The organism is Cytophagales bacterium, from assembly GCA_033344775.1.
Lineage (GTDB): Bacteria > Bacteroidota > Bacteroidia > Cytophagales > Cyclobacteriaceae > JAWPMT01.
On the sequence record JAWPMT010000005.1, the window covers coordinates 2,809,975 to 2,827,053 of the forward strand.

The 17,079-nt window shown below is 42.2% G+C and carries 16 protein-coding genes; 2 read left to right on the plus strand and 14 right to left on the minus strand.

The window, feature by feature from the left end; translation table 11 throughout:
* Positions 1-189: 189 nt before the first annotated feature.
* The 10 genes from R8G66_29385 to R8G66_29430 all read right to left on the minus strand — a co-directional run bounded on the left by R8G66_29385 (position 190) and on the right by R8G66_29430 (position 8,197).
* The gene (locus tag R8G66_29385; protein MDW3196525.1) at positions 190-774 is read right to left on the minus strand and encodes a hypothetical protein; all 585 of its coding nucleotides are present in this window, start codon (positions 772-774) and stop codon (positions 190-192) included.
* 90 nt (positions 775-864) lie between these two features.
* On the minus strand, positions 865-1,734 hold the full coding sequence (locus R8G66_29390; GenBank protein MDW3196526.1) for a LytTR family DNA-binding domain-containing protein: 870 nt from the start codon (positions 1,732-1,734) through the stop codon (positions 865-867).
* A 245-nt stretch (positions 1,735-1,979) separates the two neighbouring features.
* Positions 1,980-3,236 carry a T9SS type A sorting domain-containing protein gene (locus R8G66_29395; GenBank protein MDW3196527.1) on the minus strand — a complete coding sequence of 419 codons (1,257 nt, stop codon included), beginning with the start codon at positions 3,234-3,236 and terminating at the stop codon, positions 1,980-1,982.
* 108 nt (positions 3,237-3,344) lie between these two features.
* On the minus strand, positions 3,345-3,788 hold the full coding sequence (locus R8G66_29400; protein ID MDW3196528.1) for a DUF6756 family protein: 444 nt from the start codon (positions 3,786-3,788) through the stop codon (positions 3,345-3,347).
* A 58-nt stretch (positions 3,789-3,846) separates the two neighbouring features.
* The gene (locus R8G66_29405; protein ID MDW3196529.1) at positions 3,847-4,521 is read right to left on the minus strand and encodes a hypothetical protein; all 675 of its coding nucleotides are present in this window, start codon (positions 4,519-4,521) and stop codon (positions 3,847-3,849) included.
* 32 nt (positions 4,522-4,553) lie between these two features.
* Positions 4,554-4,772, minus strand: coding sequence for a helix-turn-helix transcriptional regulator (locus R8G66_29410; GenBank protein MDW3196530.1), 219 nt, complete (start codon positions 4,770-4,772; stop codon positions 4,554-4,556).
* Positions 4,765-5,220 (minus strand): hypothetical protein, encoded by a 456-nt coding sequence (locus R8G66_29415; GenBank protein MDW3196531.1) that lies wholly within the window; start codon positions 5,218-5,220, stop codon positions 4,765-4,767. The genes R8G66_29410 and R8G66_29415 overlap by 8 nt, the downstream gene beginning before the upstream one ends.
* A gap of 107 nt (positions 5,221-5,327) precedes the next feature.
* Positions 5,328-6,029, minus strand: a complete 702-nt coding sequence (locus tag R8G66_29420; protein MDW3196532.1) for a hypothetical protein — start codon at positions 6,027-6,029, stop codon at positions 5,328-5,330.
* Between the two features lie 63 nt (positions 6,030-6,092).
* On the minus strand, positions 6,093-6,605 hold the full coding sequence (locus R8G66_29425; protein ID MDW3196533.1) for an alpha-ketoglutarate-dependent dioxygenase AlkB: 513 nt from the start codon (positions 6,603-6,605) through the stop codon (positions 6,093-6,095).
* A 71-nt stretch (positions 6,606-6,676) separates the two neighbouring features.
* Positions 6,677-8,197, minus strand: coding sequence for an AAA family ATPase (locus R8G66_29430; GenBank protein MDW3196534.1), 1,521 nt, complete (start codon positions 8,195-8,197; stop codon positions 6,677-6,679).
* Between the two features lie 214 nt (positions 8,198-8,411).
* On the opposite strand from R8G66_29430, the gene R8G66_29435 reads away from it, so the two are divergent.
* A complete protein-coding gene (locus R8G66_29435; protein ID MDW3196535.1) occupies positions 8,412-8,759 on the plus strand; it encodes a PadR family transcriptional regulator in 348 nt (115 codons plus the stop codon).
* Positions 8,752-11,382 carry an ABC transporter permease gene (locus R8G66_29440; protein ID MDW3196536.1) on the plus strand — a complete coding sequence of 877 codons (2,631 nt, stop codon included), beginning with the start codon at positions 8,752-8,754 and terminating at the stop codon, positions 11,380-11,382. Before R8G66_29435 ends, R8G66_29440 begins: the two co-directional genes overlap by 8 nt.
* A 49-nt stretch (positions 11,383-11,431) precedes the next feature.
* On the opposite strand, the gene R8G66_29445 is transcribed toward R8G66_29440, so the two are convergent.
* From R8G66_29445 to R8G66_29460, 4 genes are all read right to left on the minus strand, one after another.
* Positions 11,432-11,836 carry a hypothetical protein gene (locus tag R8G66_29445; protein ID MDW3196537.1) on the minus strand — a complete coding sequence of 135 codons (405 nt, stop codon included), beginning with the start codon at positions 11,834-11,836 and terminating at the stop codon, positions 11,432-11,434.
* A gap of 103 nt (positions 11,837-11,939) precedes the next feature.
* Positions 11,940-14,570: an ABC transporter permease gene (locus R8G66_29450; protein MDW3196538.1), complete on the minus strand. Its 2,631-nt coding sequence runs from the start codon at positions 14,568-14,570 to the stop codon at positions 11,940-11,942.
* A complete protein-coding gene (locus R8G66_29455; GenBank protein ID MDW3196539.1) occupies positions 14,567-14,896 on the minus strand; it encodes a PadR family transcriptional regulator in 330 nt (109 codons plus the stop codon). Before R8G66_29455 ends, R8G66_29450 begins: the two co-directional genes overlap by 4 nt.
* 210 nt (positions 14,897-15,106) lie before the next feature.
* Complete coding sequence (locus R8G66_29460; protein ID MDW3196540.1) at positions 15,107-16,945, minus strand: NACHT domain-containing protein; 1,839 nt, start codon at positions 16,943-16,945, stop codon at positions 15,107-15,109.
* Positions 16,946-17,079: the final 134 nt, after the last annotated feature.

Here is a 17,079-nt window from a genome sequence, read left to right on the forward strand (position 1 = left end):
GCGAATTATGCTAAGCCTAAAAAGATGATCGTCATTCCGATGGCACCGCAGCGGCGGACCGTCGGCCACCGGCGAATGCCGGAATCTCAAGGTCATTGAGCACATACTACATTGAGATTCCTGAACTACGTCAGGAATGACGCTTTGCTTAACAGCACCTCTAGGCACCCGGCATGATGATTATTCATTCTATTCCTTCTTCTCACAGAAAAGATACCATAATGGATAGACAATGGATTCATCCTTACTGGTCCATTCACCGGCCCAGTTGAAGCTATCGTAGCTTATGTCGGAGAAAGTGATGCGATAGAACCCTTCCATGCCATTGGGGGCAGTATTGTCCCGGTACAGGATCATCGTGGTATCATTGGTTTTTCCGCCTTCCCATGAAGGCAATGTTGAAGGAATTCCAGGAATGGAATAGTAGTGCACGTACCAGGCTGCACTATCTGCATTGTATTGGCGAATGCTTCCGGCATAGGTCCAATCTTCCTTGAAAGTCTCGTCCTGCACCGCATGACCATTCATGATGTATTTGTAGCGCCAGGTCATGGTCGTCGTGTCGCCCCAGGTCTGGTCTGGTAGTCGGGTAACGGATTTACAGTGGCTTTCCCCCATCAATGGATCATAGTCTTTGATTTCGGGTGGCGCCTTCGGGTTTGGCAAGCCAAATGGATTTTCCACAGAGGGTTCGTATTGAAACTTTGATTGGTCCTGCGCTTGCAGCGTCATGGCCAACAAAACAAAAAGTGGGAGTAAAAGATTGGTTTTCATTTTTGTCCTTTGAGTTCAGCAAACATGCTTTTGGACAATGGTAAGGGTCTTTGTGAATCGAAAAAAGGTTTTTGCAGGGAGTGCCGTGAATTATGCAGGGAGTCCGAGGTATCCTTTGAAATGCTCTTTTACTTTAGACACCCGCCCCAGGGCAATCGGTAATACCTGACCATCTTTCAAAGTGACACAAGGTTCAGGAGTATAGCTAAGCGTATCAACTTCATCTTTATTGACCAGCGTATTTCTGTGCAATCGAATAAAGCCCCATGGTTCCAGTTCCTGTTCCATGAGTTTCATGGATTTTCTTAGATTGTACGCCCCGCTTTTAGAATGAATCTTGACACAATAGTCGTCAGATTGTACCCAGAGAATATCATCAAGCAGGATGTTCTTGATTTTATTGCCCACTTTGATCTGGATCAGTGGAGCATGGTCATCTTTGATCTGATTGCTTAATTCATCGTATCGCGACTTAAATTCAACTTTCAGGTCGGTCAATTCTACCATTTTGGAATCCAGTAATTGAGCACTCTGATGCAAATTGAGGAGGATGATCATGCCCAGGTATGCATTGACAAATAAGGCTGCCTTTTGATACGTGAAGTAAGCGAGGAGCTCCCCAAAGTATTCCCTACTCAAGCCACCGCTCCACAATTCTACCCCACTTATTGCAATTAAAGTAACGACTAAGGTCAATACTGATCCAATACCATATCGGATCACTAGTCCCGAGTTAAGTTGCCTGGCCGGGTGCTTAAAAACAAACCGAGCCAACGGAAAGGTCAATATCAACCATATGATCCAACGAATGGAATGTCTGCTCATCAGACCCAAAATGGTCACTTCATCCTTACCTGCCAATTCGAAACTGGTGATGTAGAAGTATTGCTGCGCCGCTTCGAACCATACCAATCCGGCGAAGTAGAGGAAAGTTGCGATATAGATCCAACGTCGTTTCACATTTAGGAAACCAGTTTAAGTGGGGAATCCATTATGAGTCTTGGTCAATTTAGGGAATTAAGCGGATTTATTCAGTCGATTAATCCAAACCTAATATCGTCCATTTGTTATTAGGAAGTTGTGAAAGATCGTCGGAAAAGATACCGGTCTTTTTTCAGCTTCCTTCGAAATATAAGCTGAAAAAAACCGGTCTGACGATCTTAATTTTCCTGATTAATTGGAATCCTAACATTGTTTGGCCTTATTCACTCCTTAACAAACTTGATCGTTTCCTGTTTGATGGTCAGCAGATAAATACCACGATCCAATCCCGAAACGTCAATCGTATTTTCTGTTCCACTTTTAACCAACCGTCCATTCAGATCGAAAATTTTGAACGGAGTACTTGCTTGCTGATTTTCCAGATACAGTGTTTCTGCTGTCGGGTTCGGATAAACGCGGATCCGGCTATGCTCATTGTCTGATACAGATAATATCAATGGTGCTTCCTCCAGTCCGTTCTTTAAATGTCTGGCCAAAAAGATCTCCCCTATCTCACCTTCTGTCGTATCAATACTCTGGAAATTGATGGCAGCTTTGACCTCAGGCAGGTTGGCTGCCAGTGCCTGCTCCCATATGGCAATGGAGTGTGCGCCATGGTGAAAAACATCCTGTTCTGGCAAAGAAGCACCTGAAGAACTCAAAATATATAAAGGAGGATCATCCGCACTCATGTGGTTGAGCATGTCCACCTCTTCCCTGTAGGCAATTAAAGCCTCGTCTTGATAGATCTGATCCACAGATTCAAGTCCTCCGTAAAAATCGGACAGGCGATCAAAACCCAGGATTGCCTCAATATCGGCCAGGGTGAAGCCAAACTCGAGATAAACGAGGCTTTCCCATTTTGGAATGTCATAGGTGGCCTGGCTTCCTCCTAAGCGAACCGCTGTAACCCGCGTAGACTCCTGAAGAACAGGATCTTCGGAATTTGGGTCAGCCATATCGTTATGGGTGGCCAACCAAAGGGCTGTCCCTGCTCCTGCGGAGCTACCCATTAAACCAATTCTTTCTGGCATGATATGCAAATCTTCTGCGTAATGTCTGATGAACTGTAGTGCTCTTTTAGAATCTTTCAAGGACTTGATCACTCCTTCTTCCTCGGTGCGATTGTCAATCAATCTATAACCGGCGCTAATAAAGGCGATGCCATTTTCAAGAAAGTATTTTATGGCTCGCTGTAGTGCTTCATCTTCGAATACTTTGTCTCTGCTGCCTCCGGTGAAACCACCCCCATGATAAAAAATCACCACTGGGAATTGCCCGTCTGTATCAGGAAGGAAGAGGTGAAAAGCTTGCCGGTCCTGATTGATATCATCATAAGGAATGTCAAGGGATTGTACCGGATCTGGGCTGTTGATGCTACTATTGATGGGTTCAAATTGAATTGACAACTGCGCGAAGCTGCTGTTGGAAAGCACCCAAGTAAAGGTGAAGAGCCCAATGAAGGCCAAATTAAATTTCATGTCCAAGCTATCTATTCAGGTAAGTTAAACCTTAGACAATTCTGTACGGTGAAGGTTTAATCCGCATGAAATTGAATCAGGAAAAAAGGAGGGTGATCGGGAATTGTTTTATTGAGAATTCTTCTTTAGTGACTCGATTTTTGATTTCATCGGACCAGTTCCACTTAGTACCCAGTGGTGGTCAAAAGTGAGAATCCAATCTAGTTTTTTTGACACGACAATGAGTTCATCGATCAGATACGATTCATCCAAAATCTGGTCAAAAGCAGCAACCTTTCCTTCGTAATACCAGAATTTGCTTCTACCGTTCAGCGAATCATCAAGAATGAACCACACGGCCTCTTCCGGCTCAATGAAATCTTTGAAGTATAACTTACTGAAGTCGATGACAATGGACGAATGCGGTAATATCAAAGAATCCCATATACTAAATGGCTTTGGAGGATTCGAAAACTTTGTCCAAACATTCGCATCAATATCCCTCCATTCATGAATCCCTATCTCTGAAAAATCTTCTTTCGGGATATTCAGTTGTTGACATAATTGTACGATTTAGCGCGGAGTTCGGTCCATGTATTTTTTTTATTCGATCTTAAGTGTCGAGGCTTTCTCACTTCGCTTGATATTCTTGAATCTGCTCTTTCATAGCTCGCTTCCAAAAGTCCCTTTGGCCCAGATACAATTCTGTCAAAGGAAAACTTCCTTGTTCTCTCTTTCCACTCCATGTCAAATGAACAAGAGCTAATTGTCCATTTTCTATCTCGATTAAGATGTCGTCATTATCCTGTCTTTTAGCCAAAATTTCTACGCCTTTTTCAAACAACGGATGATCTTCATGGAGCTCCTTTTCTAGCTCTGCCTTCAGTGAATCACCAAAATCTTCCAAATCATAACAATCTATCCAGGGTTCAAGAAAATCCAAGGCAAAAACAGATTCATTTAACAGCTCTTCTAGATCTCCTTCTTGAAGTAGCTCCGATATGGTTTGCTCGACACATTCACGTGTCAATTCTTTTACATACAAATCGGATGGCAACTGATAAATCACTTCTTTATTGGCAGATTCCCGGTTGATTTCCGTTTGGAAATATTTGAAGGTGCAAAGGGTAATGACATAACGCCGCCCATCCATAAGGTTCACTTCGATGTTAGCATAGTCGTCTGTCAGATCTTCCCAATTTCCGGTGTTTTCGAATTCTGTCCACAGTTTGAAATTAAAATCCCCAGCAGAAATGACTTTGTTTCTTAGTGCTTCTAATTCTTCCTCACTGATATCGTCACTCATTGTTGTATTGTAGATTGTTGTCCAATTTTATCTTAGAAATCCTTAGCGATCAACTCAAAAACTTCCTCAACCTTCAATTCAAAGGCCTTGGCAATTCTAAATGCCGTGATCGTAGAAGGAATGAACTTGCCAGTCTCTATCGTATTGATCGTCTTACGGGAAACGCCAACGATCAACGCCAATTCGGCCTGGGTCATGTCTCTTTTAGCGCGTTCTACCTTGATCGTATTTCTCAACTCAAACTCAGCCATCCGTCGGATTCCTATCAAAATAAATAAAGCTCCCAATGGCGGATACCACCGAGACGAAGATGGTTAGCTCAGCCGCAAATACTCCCGAGATTTGAATGTAGTCAAAGGACAATGCAATGATCCCAACTTGCGTAAATACCACTGCTATCAACGCAAGTCGCCAGGTTTTCAGTCGGGTGGCAGCTACCATTTCATCGTTCAGGACTTGTAATGCCATTTTAGTCTTTTTGGCTTTCATTCCCAGCCGGGTCAATTGGATAAAGCCCAGGACCCAAATGAGCCAACCAATGATCAGAATGATCTGGTAGGTATTGGAAATTCCTCCTGAGATGACATAACTATCCAGCATTCTGAAACCATCCCAGATGATGAATCCAATCAGATTGATCAAAAGCCAACGGGTCCTCATCCGTTCCAATGCTTCGATTTCGTTGGCTAGTGTATTCATAATTGTAACTTGAAGGTTTTAAAAAGATACCTTTAGGTTACATACGAAATACTAAGAATTTTTGTTGCGGTTATGGATGGGATTGAATCTTTCGTTGCTGGAAAAGCTTATTTTATGACGTAGGTTAATCCAAGTCGCAAGATGAATGAAGAGGGCAAAAAGTTGTCCTTTACATTGTCCGCTAAGAATCTTTGCCGTGCAGCAAGTTGGGGATTGTCGATTCTGGATCTAACATGATGCAGATCAAAAAATCCAATTTTCGCATTGGCATCCAAACTAAACTTCGAATTAATTGCGTACATGACCCTTGGAATGATATGAAGAGTTAACCTGGAATAATTTTCCGTGACTTTGAAGCCGGGTGAATTTCCCTCTTCCGGAGTTAATGCCGCATTTGTATGGTACATGCTGGCACCAAGGCCCCCAATCAATTGTATGCGCCCTTGACTATATAGGTGCTTGCTAAGCTCATATTGCAGAGAATAGTTCTTTTTATCATGATCGTCTGTCTCGGGAACCCAAGACTCATGAGTTACAGGCTGATTGGCCCTACTAAATGATACACCTATTTCATTATTCCAATTTCTTTTATTAACCAACATAACCGCCAGTGAAAACCGGTTAAAATCCTGATAAGATTGTTTCAATCGTGCATATTCACCTGTATTGGTGTTGAATTGATCATATTGAATTTCTGATCGTTGATAGAAGGAAGAGTGGTGGTAAATCTTAGCGTAGATTTGATCCTGAGCAATTGCCGAACAAAAACAAGTGGATACAATAAGCAGGTGAATGAAAAGCTGTTTCATAATATTGTTTGATCACAACTTAATCAATTTCCACGAGCAAACCAGGCAATCCAATAGCTCTCTTCAAATCATCTTTCTGAATGTCAAACTCATTCTCCCCTGATCGGTATCGGATTTAGGGATGGCGTGGTGCCACTCATCCTGCATCTCCTGCGACATGTAGATCAGGGATCCTGAAGGCAGGGGATAATCAATGAGTTCTTCTTTGTTATTAATATTTCTGAATCGCAGGGTTCGGGTTTCCCCGATAGAAACAATTGCTACACCGGTCTGCCCTTCCAAAATATCTGTCTGATCCGAATGAAATCCCATCTTTGATTTCCCATCCAGGTAGTAATTGATCAGGCAGTTGTTGGGCTCAAAATCAAGTGCCTTCAAAATCAATTGGTTGATCTCCGCCAACTCGGGTAAGAATTCCTGAAAAGGATAACTGATCTGCGAATAGTTGTAAGCCTTGCCATAACTGGCCGTTTTCCGAGCTTTCATGCGTTCGTCCCAGGCTACCTCAGTTTGTAGTTTTTCAAACAGTGCTGCCGGGTTGGGCAAAAAGTCTTCGATGTAGGTTATTCCTTTCATTATGTTGTTTTCTAACTACGAGAAGTATGAGATTATTGTTCTCTTAGCAATCTCCTCGATAGCAGTAATTCCTACTTGTTAGAATTTAATTGTTCATTTATCAATTTCAAAACATCAATGATTTCAGACGCACTTATTTTGAATTCTTCTTTTGCTAGATTATCATTATCATAAATCCATTGTTTGACTTCATCTAAAAGCATTTTTTTGGCTTGACGTTTTTCTTGCTTTCCTTTTATTGACAAGACACGATTAACTTCTTCTTGGAATCTCTCAGGGTAGTATTTTTCAAAATCATGCTCCGAAAACTGATTGAAGTTCTCTTCCTGCCAACCTGAGGCTGCATAAATGCGGCGCATCTCTGAAATAATTGATTCCTCTTCCTCTCCCGAATCGATGTAAACCCAAACTTTGTTTTTGTATGTTGGTTCTAAATGTAAGAAGACAAACAACTTATTGAAATCATCGAACTTTGGTTTTACACGACTAGAAGAACCAGCAGAAAAAGTTCTTAATTCGAATTGCAATTTTGGAAAAAACCATCGAATTAAATGGTCTCTCACAATCACTTCGGCAGACGATTCTTCTAGAAACAACCATGCCTTCCAGAGGTTGAGATCAAAAAAGTCATAGCCAAGTTCTTCTAATACCTGTAACCGTTCAACTGGTGTATTTGGAACTTCTTTTAGAGAAGACATTCTCAAATTGACTCTTTCTTTATCAAATTCATCATTCGTTACTTTGAAAACTTTGGAGTCGTTGACTGCTCCTAGATGTTTCATGACGATATTAGAATGCGTAGATATGAAGAATTGGTTTGTGGTTGACTTTTCTTCTATCAGATTCAATAGCGCTTTTAGTGCTTTCGGATGAATATCGTTTTCAGGCTCCTCAATTAGGAATATTTTGTTTTCAGCAACACATAAATCTGTAATCAAGCCTAAAATATTGGCAACTCCCTCTCCCATCGCAGTAAGCGGAATGTGCTCAAAATTACGAACGTAATAAACGGCTCGTTTACCATTCCCCTTTGCAAGAGTAGAAACTTCAAACCCTAATATTTCATTACAGGCCTTTACATATTGAGCGTTACCAGGTTGAAATTGTGGAGTTACCAAACGATCAATTTTGGAATAAAGGTGTTCAAAATTGCCTAAAACTGAATTTGTATTTGACTCTGAAATTGAATCCGAATACCCTCCAACCTTCCTTTTTGACAAATATGGATAAATCAAATTATCAGGTTCTACGTCTTTGATAATGTTTACTTTACCTGCAATTCTTCCATCAGCAAATTCATAAAACCTTTCACCGTTTACCAGGTCAATCACGATCTTCCATGTTTCACGCTCACTTTTCTTTATTCTGTTATGCGAGCCATAGTAATGCAAGCGAACGGCTCCACTATTTTCTCCGATTGTAATATCTCCATTTCCAAGCCCATCTCTTTGAAGCAGAAATATTGAACTCAGAATCGTTGATTTTCCTGCATTATTCGGGCCAATAAAAACGTTTATGGTTTCAGATAATCCAGTTTTATTGACTCTTTGAAATCCGCGGACATTTTCTAATTCAATAGCCGTTATTTTCATTTTAAGAGTGGTTAATAAAGCAGCATAAGATCAATATAGTTAACTCCCATTCTTTACCCAACCATTTCTTGTCAAAAACCTCTCTCTTATTCTCTTACTCAAAACTCACCATCTTCTTAGCTCAGCTTTTCCTTAATCCAATCATGTTAAAATCTCTTAACTATACTGGATTATCTATGTACATTGATTATCTATGTATATAGATAAGTAACGTATGAAACCTTCCAAGTCCCTCGTAGCAGCCTCTTCCAAGCCATTGATCCTCGGTATTTTGCAAAAAGGACCTACCTATGGCTATGACATCATTCAGCAGATCAAAGCACTTTCTGGCGGTCAACTGGAATTTGCGGATGGCATGCTGTATCCGGTGCTGCATCGATTGGAGAAGGATGGCCTGGTGACTTCACAATGGAATCAATCTGAGAAAGGTCGTCACCGGAAGTATTACTCGATCACTGAGTCGGGTAAAGAAGCCATCCATCTGGAACGTGAGAATTGGATGGGCATGCATACAGTCTTATTGAAATTATGGTCACAAAACTCAAATACGCAACATGGCTGAATTAAGCAAAAACCTGGAGGGGCAAATTTCCGCATGGAAAAAGCAGCTCCGAAAACAAGATTACCTCGATGATGGGGTCATCGAAGAACTGGAAGATCACCTTCGAGAAGGTCTGGACCGTCTTTTGACGCAAGGGATCTCGGAAGACGAAGCTTTCAACAAGGCGGTCGCTGACCTGGGCACTCCGGCCGATCTGAGCAGTCAGGAAGCAGCGGTCCAATTCAAATACAGTAGTTCTCCCTGGCCTTTACTCATTAGTTATTTCTTCATCGCCTTGCGCAACATCAGGAAGAAAAAGCTGATCTCTACCATCAATGTTGTGGGGTTATCTATTGGTATGGCGGTAACGATCCTCCTCGGGACCTATTCCTGGAACATCATCACTTATGATCAGTACCATGAAAATTCAGAGGACATCTACTTCCTTTACCGGACCCGGGTATTACCGGAAGGTGGAAAAATGGAAGTTTCCGATACCTGGCCACCGATGGCCGAAGAAGTCCAGAATGCTTTTCCTACCGTAAAGAGCATTGCCCGGTTTGTTTTTTGGGGTGATACCCGCATCAAATACGGCGACAAAGAACTCACCCGGGAAATAAGCATGGGCGAGCAGGGCACCTTTGATGTCTTTTCGTTTCCGCTATCCAAAGGCAATCAGGATCATGTATTTGACAATGCCAACTCCATTGTGATCAATCAGGAAGTGGCCGATGCCTTGTTTGGCGAGGAAGACCCGATGGGCAAGACCGTGGAATTGATGATAGGTGAACCCACTTCGTTTGTGGTGACAGGTGTCTTTGAGAAAATTCCTTTTAACTCCAGTCTGAATTTTGAAATTCTGGTCAACATGGATTTCAGGAAAACGCTATGGACAGAAAGAGGTTATTGGGGCTGGAATGCTTCTTTTATGTGGAGTTTTGTCAAGTTAGAACCCGGAGAAACCGAAGAAAACCTGGAGGCTCAATTCCCGCCATTGGTAGAAAAATTTGTGCTCCCTTCGGAGCGTGGCACCTTCGAATTGCTCCCGATCTCGGAGTACTATGATTACAATACTCAGCAGCAAGAATACGGTTACCTATTGGGATACATCGCCATTGGCCTGCTGCTCATTGCCTTCTTCAATTTCACTAACCTGAATGCCGCTCAATCGCTCACCCGGAACAAGGAAGTCTCTTTGCGGAAGGTCTTTGGGGCTGGGAAAAACAACCTGATCCAACAACTCATTGGTGAAACGGTCTTTTTGTTTTTGTTTTCTTCTCTCCTGGGCATTGGCCTGGCTTTTCTCCTGTTGCCTTACTTCATTGACCTGTTTGAGCAACAAATGTCTTTGAGCTTCCTGTTTGAACCTGTGACAACTCTGATTGTCCTGTTTGGCATATTGGCAATGGGTTTGTTGGCAGGTGCATACCCAACGATTCGCCTCTCCCGATTACGAGCAGGGGACGCCATTCGTGGCAGTCGGGCCGGAACGCGTCGTGGCTTTGACCCTAAGAATATTCTGGTGACCATTCAATTCAGTATCGCTATCATCTTGCTAAGTGCTGTGACAATCATGTACCAGCAGATCGATTTCATGAAGACCACCGACAAGCATTTCAATCCCGACAATCTACTGACCATTCAGGCCGCTCAGGGTGGTGGCGATGATTCTCCACAACGCCTGGAGAGTTTCCAAAATGCCGTTTCGGCAATCACTGGTGTTGAATCCGTAAGTGCCACCGGATCGGTACCGGGTCGGTACTGGCCCAGCTATGCACTGATTGTGAACGCGGATGAAAAGAACAAACCTCCATTTGATTGGTTGCTTTCTTCTGTGGATGCAAACTACTTCCCGGCACTGGAAACCGAGTTTGTCGCAGGTAGAAATTTTGATCCTTCATTGGGTTCAGATGAGGGGAAAGCGATCATCAACGAAGCCGCGTATCAACAATTGGGATGGACGTCTCTCGAAGGCAAAAAGTTGGCCTTTCCCGGTGCAGACTTTGAGATGGAAGTGGTTGGGGTCGTCAAAGACTTCAATTATGAATCACTGACGGAGCAAGTAGCACCTGTCGTTCACCGGTATCGGGGCAGAGCCAGCGAAAGATATGGTATGCTGATGGTTCGACTCAATGGTGGTTCTATTGGTGAGACGCTTTCCCAAATCGAAGAAGCCTGGGGTACTTACGAAACCAATCAGCCATTTGAATATTCTTTCATAGATGAAGCTTTTGCTGAGGCTTATGAAAATGAAGAGCGCATCAGCACCATGACGGGCTATTCTGCCATGATTGCGATTGCCGTGGCCATTTTGGGCATTCTGGGGCTGGCCAGTTTCACCGTCATCGAGCGCATGAAAGAAATGGCCATTCGAAAAGTACTTGGAGCTTCCATACGGCAGCTTCTTTTCATTTTGCTCAAGCAAACGACGATATTGATGCTCATCGGTCTGGCAGTCGCTGTTCCGATCAACTATTATTTCATGGAAGACTGGCTGGCCGATTTTCCGTTCCGAATTGAATTGAACTTTCTGGTCTATGTATTTGCGACCCTTCTGGTAATGGCCAGCTCCTGGGTAGTCCTCGGATCATATACGTTGAAAATGGTCAAAGCCAATCCATCGCAGACGTTACGAGACGAATAAAAAACTTGCATTGCTTCCCCGGTGCGCTCCCAGGAGTATAGCCGGGGATTCAATTCCCCACCTGAGTGATGGTAATACCATCGAAATAATTGCCATTTTGGAGGCTGATGATTAGTACTCTTTCATCAGGTGATGGGTTTTCGGTCAGGGTGATATGGATCTCAGTACCGTTCCTTCTTTCAATCGTGAACTCCTCTGCCTCGATGATGAAATTTTCTTCAATGGTATCCTCCCCAACAGCGCTGCTCCAGTCTCCGTTCCACCCATAGCTTTCAACCCACCAGCCAGTTTCGCCAGTAGTGATCATCGTAGAAGTGGCCTCTGCCGGTAAGTCCACCGATTTGGTAGAGAGATGTATGTTATCGTCCCAATCTCCTTCTGGTCGAGCCGTGTCGCAGGACACTACGGCAAGCACTATGATGACCGTAAGTCCGATGTTGATTACTTTATTCATTTTGTTTTTGTTTAAAAAAGGAAAGTTAGCGCAATAAACGTACCTCCCGACTAATCATGAAGTTTTTCTGAATGGACAATATTCTTAAGTAAATTCATCTACTTCATTCAGTTCTCAATAATTCTGTTGGATTGGCTCTGGCCGCATTCAATGTTCTGAAGGAAATCGTGATCAGGATCATCAGCACCATGACCAACGCGGCGGCAGGGTAAATGGTCCAATGAATTTGAATGTGGTAAGCAAATCCTGTTAACCAATCCGTGAGTAAGTGGTGTACAATTGGCAAGATGATGAGCAGGGCCAGGACAGTCTGCAAAATGTATTTCTTAACGAATAATATGTACAACGAACGTATCGAGGCACCCAGAACTTTCCTCACACCAAATTCTTTGATCCGCGTATTGATCATGAAGGCCACAATACCATACAATCCCAGGCAAGCCAGCAGTATGGCCAATACGGCAAACACCTGGATCATCTCAGAAAGCTTCTCTTCAGAATGATACAACCGATCCAGTTTTTCATCTAAAAACCGCCAATCCAGGGGCATCCCCGGAGCCACTTGCTGCCAGGTACCTTCCATGAATGCGACCTGTTCCTGAAGATTTCCGGATTCAAATCGTACGTACATAAATTCCATATCGATGAAGGGCATAATGACCACCGCAGGACCAATCTCATCGTGTAAAGAAGTGTAGTTAAAGTCCTCCACAACGCCTATGATCGTGCGCGGACCTTCCAACTCGAAAAAGTGTACTTGTTTACCAACAGGGTCCTGGAGATTCAGATAATCGGCGGCTTTCTGATTGATGATCATGGACCGGGTCGGGTCATTCACATGGGCTTCAGAAAAGGAACGGCCTTCGGATAAAGGAATGCCCATGGTTTTGAAATAGTCGTAATCGGCCAGGTTGAAGAATACGCGTTTACTGTTTTCCGGATCTTCATTGACCGGGAGGGCCACGCTCCATGGCCAGGGGTCGCCCACTACGCGTTCACTGCGACTCACATGGGCTACTGTCGACTGTTGCAGTAATCTTTCTCTGAAAATCTCATAGTGATGGGACAGGTCTTCCGGCAACATTTTGATGGCCACTACATTTTCGGTCTCATAACCCATATCCGCACTCGACAAATAATTGAGCTGTTTCGTGATGATGATTGTCGCTGTAATGAATCCAATGGAAATCGAGAACTGCAGCAAAATCAGCACATTTTTCAGCTGCCAGGGTTTGTTGGCCCCACCCTTGAAAGCTCCTCGCAGGGATTTGATCACATCAAATCCTGCCAGGGCCAGCGCCGGATATATGCCAGCGAGCAAACCAGTCACCATGCCTGCGGCAATCATTAGGGCACTCACGGACCAAAACTCCCCTGGACCTGGAGTAATCTCCCAATCTAACCATGAGGAAACCATCGGAAATAAATAAATTGTCAAGCCAATAGAAAATGCCAGGCACAAAGTGGTCAATAGCAATGATTCGGTTAACAGCTGAGCAATGATGTTTCTCCTATTGGCACCCAATACTTTTCTGATCCCCGTGGATTTGCTGCGGTTGATGGACAAAGCATAACTCAGGTTTGCAAAGTTGAATCCTGCAATGATCAAAATGAGAACGGCAATCGTCGAGAGGGCATTTACGGTGAATTGATTTCCTGAACGGATGTGGCTTGCCAGGTCGTCCGCCATGCCAACTGAACCCAGATAAATGTCAGACAAAGACTGAATTTCCGGTAACATCGGATTCGGATTATCGGGATTTAAATCTTTGAAATGCTGCACAAGTTTCTCCTCAAAAACCTCTGGGTCCGATTGGGCACTCAATTCCACATAGGTCAGGAATCCTAGCCAACTCCAGCTGCTTAAGTCCGACGCATATCCTTCGGGAATGGTGTAAGTTGAAAAGGAAATCAAAAAATTGAAGTCGAGATGTGAGTTATCAGGGAGGTCTGCCAAAATACCGGTGACCTTCAAGGGAGTCGTATTATTGAACATCAGGGTCCTTCCAATGGGATCAGTACGATTGAAGTATTTTGATGCCAGCGATTCAGTAATGACAATTGAATTAGGATTATCCAGCGCGGTACCAGGATCACCAGCAGACATTTCGAATTGGAGTGTTTCCAGAAAAAGCGAGTCTGCATAATAACCGTGATCCTCGTAAAACCGACGGTCGCCGTTTGCCAACAAACTGTTCATGGCATAGCGCATCCGTGAGATTTTTTGGAGCTCCGGAAACTTTCCCCAAACGCCCGTCGCTAATGCTGGTGGTGAATTCACCAGTTTGGTCACATTCCCTGCATTGTCCTGAAAGGCAAAATTGACCCGATAAACCTGGTCCTTGTTCGCATGAAATTGATCAAAAGATTGTTGATGATTGACAAAAAGCATGATCAACAGGATACTGGTAAAACCGATCGTAAGTCCAAACACATTGATCGCTGTAAATCGCTTATTGCGACTTAAAAAACGAAGGGAGCTGATGAAATTATTCTTAAGCATAGGTATGGTATTGGAATGATGGGATGTGGATTGGTTTTCGCGTTTTAGGGTAAATCGGTTGAAGAATTGAAGTACACCCAGCCAATAGTAGAGTCGTGCTTTTTGGACACCATACTTGTCTAAATTCTGACAGAACTGTTCGTCCAGGTCCCCGAGAATTGAATCGTGCAGTCGGTTGCGGCAGTACCAACTGAAGAAACGTTGGGCGAGTTTGGGTGGGCTATTTTTCATAGGCCTTCAAAGCTGATTTTCGGGATCATCTCCCACAACATGTTCCGGGACTGCCGGGAGGATTCCAACGCTTGTTTGCCTAAACTGGTGATTTTGAAGATGCGCTTGCTGCGGCCTCCTCTTTCTTTGGTTGATCCACCAACCTGAGATACTAAAAAACCCTTTTCTTCCATACGGTAGAGGGCGGTATGTACACTACTCAACGTCACATTTCTGTTCAGTTTTTTCTGAATGGAATTCGCAATGGAAAGCCCATACGCATCCTCGTGGTGCACGGCAACCAAAAGCAAAACAATCTCTTCAAACTCACCCAGGTGCAATTTCATTGTTATTTACCCATTTGTAAAAGAAATACGTAAAATAAGATAAAGATGTTTGGCATAACTGCGAGAGACCCTAAAATTCCTATTAAACTATGCAATGAACATTTAAATTCTTTGAGCAATTAAACACTAATCGAGTCTATTATATCCTATTCATATGGACTGAATACCATAAGAAGAAACGGTATTCGAGAGTATCCGAACTGGAAACCGTTAATCAAACATAATAGCAGTAGCTTTTAATTCATGAGGAGAATCTGATACCATTCTTGATCGCTTTTTCAAAGAAAAAATGTTATCACGTTGCAATGGCTCCACTTCATAAAAGTTTAAAAGTAGTTTACAGCTTTCCTTTATTCCTGAGAGATTGCAAAATGTAACCCATATTTCTTTATCAGGATCATCAAGTGCAAAATCCGCAAAGAGTTCACACAGAGTCACGCCGAAATAAAAATCTTCCTCGAAATCGATTTTCTCCAAAATGATTCTATTTAAAAATTTATCACGTGTGTCCGGACCTAATACCTTTAGACATTCACTAAATACATGATTTTTATTTGTTGAAAAGCTAATAAATACAGCAAGCTCATTTGGCATTACAGCCAGATAATGGCTGATTTTGGATAAGGGGCGATAGTTAGAAATGTATTCCGCTGAAAGGAATTCTTGTAAACACTTATGGGGAAATTCGAATTTGTGGTAACCCGAATTCACAAAAAGTCCTGATGATGCTTCAAGTTCCGCAACAATTTCATTTACCTCTTCTTTTTGTAAACCAAATCGCTTTGTGTTATTGCGAAATACTGACCCCAATGTTGAAGGAGTAAAGCTCGTGTCCTCCCTTTTTGACAACTCAAAAGCCAAGAGTGTAAGAAAACTATATTTATCGGAATCGATAAATCCGGCGAACTTACTTTTTCGTCTGATGTGTCTTTGTCTGTCCCATTTTGTGATCAGTAGGTCAACAATTTCCTTGTAAACAGACCATGGCTTTGGAGGCAAGTAGCCGTTACTTTCGAATAGAGCGATAAGAAATGTTAAATTAAGAGGTCTAATGGTTGTATCATAAAATGGGGATCCTTTAACTTGTTCTACGAAGGATTCCGCCTTTTCTTCACTATCGAGCCAACTCAAACTAAAATCAAGAATCTTTTTTTCAGTTAATGGAGCTATCTCAAAAGCTTTGGCACTCTCAATAGTATCAAATGTATTAGTTCTTGAAGTTATAACGACCTTTGAATTGTTTAAAGAAAGACATAAAAATTCGATTTCCTTTCTCATCTCAAATTGAACAATTTGAGGGATTTCATCAAACCCTTCAAGTATAACTAGGCAGTTAAGTTTCTCCAGAATATTTATGACATAGTTTTTAATAAATCCACTATCAAAATCTCTATATAACTGTTCATCATCTCTATGGTCTAAACTCAAACCGAGTTCCCTATATATAAGACTAAATAGAAGATTATTAGCATAAATTCTTTTTGTGTGTTCCTCTATCTTCTCCGGAGAAATCTTCGATATATCAATACTGTGATGTCCTAGTAATACATGTTTATTCGTGTGATTAAGGAGAGTAGAACTATGCTCCCTAAACCGAACAACAAACGGGAAAGAATACTCTACTTCGATTCGACTCAGTAAAATATTTCTAGATAACATCTTCATAGATGTTGTTTTCCCGGATCCTGGTCCACCAAGTAGTATTACATGTCTACTGCTGATTTGTAAAAAATTCTGAATCAAATTGATTTCTTTTTTCGGACCATTTTCTCCGTATGAATACTTCAAAGGCTTCAAATAGAAATCCAAATAAATATGATTATCATCTAAAAACTTATCTCCTTCTACCTCAGGTAATGAGGTTGTGTAAGTCGTCCAATTAGCCGTTCTTTTTAAGTTGTTTTGTAAAGAATCTGCTAAGTCCTCAAGCTTGTGTCGTGATTTTCTATCGGTATTTTTTAGTGTTTCGATAGAGAATTGAAATGCTTCTTTAACTGCGGAAGTAGCGACTATCTTAGTAATTATTTCGGTAAAATCTAGATCTGCCATTATTCTTCAGTAATGGGGAAATTTGGGTTGATAGTAAATAACAGTAATACTTACAGTTGCCGTGATTATTTAATTGACACTTCACTGAAAAGAGAATTAAATTACAAAAAATAATCTATAAACCCTTACTAGAT